The following is a 2,059-nucleotide window of genomic DNA, read 5'->3' as shown; positions in this document are numbered from 1 at the left end:
CCAGTATGCCGCACGTAATAAAGCGCTTTTGGCCTTTGGTATTAGCGGCCGTTACTGGTGGAATGCTACTTTTTTCCCTTATTATTTGGGGGCCTACTTATTTTGTTGATATTCATGGATTAGGGATTAGGTCTGCTGCAAATATTTCGATCCTTTTCCCTATTGCTGGAACAATAGGGACTCTTGCTATTAGCTGGCTCGTAGCTGGCCCTTTGCGCGGTAAGGAAATCTGGTTTGGATCAGTTATCTTCATTGTAGTTGGTGGTCTTTTGTTTCTGTTTCCGACAGTTTCTACTTTGCTCAATATGAGTGCAGCACTATTAGTCTTGGTGGGGAGCATCTTATACGGGGTAAATACCATTATTACTACGATCTTACCGATGGTTTTAAGTGATCGTCATGAAGTTTCTACTGTAGCCGGGCTGATTGACTTTGCCTTTAACATAGGAGCAAGTTTGGCTGGAGTCGGTATTGGAACTATTGTGGATAGATTTTCATGGTCAACGATGTTCAATGTTCTCAGTATTGGGGCTGTTTTGACCAGTTTATTTCTCGTACTCTTTGCATTTTGGACAAATAGATCAAGCAGTGAAGAAAGTATCATAAAAAGACGGGGTTATGTTTGAGTGAAAACATACGGTGAGCCAACTGCCATTATTTTCGTTATTCAGTTCAGTACATCCTGATTTCTCAATACTTTTCAAGCCTAGATGTAAAATAGCAGTTGCGTTTAATCATCGAGATGGTAGGTGTGATAAGAGTTTTTACAAGGATTTCCCCAGGCAATGTGCATCTCCCGCGCAGTCAAGTCAATCACCATCGCATTGATGGTCTTTTCGCGATCCAGCAGATTCCCTTCACCAAAATCGTGCTTGCAGATTGAATTCGGATAATTAACATGGTCGCGCTGGATGGTTTGAAGAGATTTGATCGTGTGAATTTTGGATTGGTTCAATAATCGCAAAGCCCGGAAATAACGAATGCGGGATGAGATCAGCTCTTCCGGCTCATTCTCGATTTCCTGCATATTTGCCGACAGGTAGTTGTTGGTGTGTACGAGGTATCCATCCATATTATAGATGATGGAAAAGCGTCGCGCGGATACCTCCACATTGTAAATTTCCCCGCTTTCATGAGCAATTAAATGATTGTAACCTGCTGCGCGATGCGGGATAAGCGTCCGGTTGATTGCGCCGCCGAGCGTCTTGACGGCCAACACAGCGCGCGAGACAACCAGGCGGGGGATGCCGATACGCGAGTCATTAGGGTACACAGAATCTATCACTTGAGCAATCCCATACGCATTGAACCCAATGTTGGAGATTAAGCCGCCATAGGTCATTGCCAGATAAGGCGGCTCATCATTAGGCTTTGCCTGGATCACAAAGACATCATTTTCGTCATCAGGGATCCAATCTTCATTATGCGCCACTAAGACGTGACCATCTGCTGTGTACTCATCATTCACAGCCATGCTGGTACAACGCGTCAAATGTAAAGCATCCATTGTGACCGCTTCCAATACATTCAACACGACAATTTCGTCAAAAGAAATATTGGCGCCTTCGGCAATGCCTTGCATTTCATCGACATATTGCGGATATCGCTCCTGGGCAAATGGCAAATATTTGCGCGCCTGAATTAGGGCTCCCTCCCATGACAATTCCAACTCACGGTAAGCTTCTTTTAATAATTTGCGCGCATTTTCAATGCTATGTTGTATATTTTTGCGACGCGATTCGCCTATTTGCTGGCCCATTTCACGATGGGTTCCAGATACCCGAATTAACGGTGGTGGCGTGGAATGAACAGGTGTTTCAGATAGATTTTTCAACTGAGTCATTGATAGCTCTCCAAATAGCACAAACTTGCCCCGGTGATTTCCGGAGCAGGTTGATTATACTACTGAGGTTTGACAAATCGCTGTATGTCTGAGATCATGAAATCGAATCCCCTTCAATCCAGCTTTTATTGTTTTGATAAAATCCCCAATAGTGACTAAAATTATATATTTTTGATGAGCAATTAACCACGGGGGTTAATGTTGAATAGGGTTTAA

Annotated in this window: 2 protein-coding genes; one reads left to right on the top strand and one right to left on the bottom strand. The window is 43.6% G+C overall.

Annotation, left to right across the window (positions count from 1 at the left end):
- Nucleotides 1-626, top strand: a 626-nt coding sequence (locus tag AC3DOM_RS16825; RefSeq protein WP_487920194.1) for an MFS transporter, incomplete at its 5' end; no start/stop codon positions are given.
- Nucleotides 627-730: 104 nt separating this feature from the next.
- Here the strand turns inward: AC3DOM_RS16825 and AC3DOM_RS16820 are convergent.
- The gene (locus AC3DOM_RS16820) at nucleotides 731-1,843 is read right to left on the bottom strand and encodes a C45 family autoproteolytic acyltransferase/hydrolase (RefSeq protein ID WP_487920193.1); all 1,113 of its coding nucleotides are present in this window, start codon (nucleotides 1,841-1,843) and stop codon (nucleotides 731-733) included.
- Nucleotides 1,844-2,059: the final 216 nt, after the last annotated feature.

The sequence above is a fragment of the Candidatus Desulfolinea nitratireducens genome (assembly GCF_982879505.1).
Note: the sequence above shows the minus strand (reverse complement) of the source record. Positions and strands in the feature narration are given on the sequence as shown.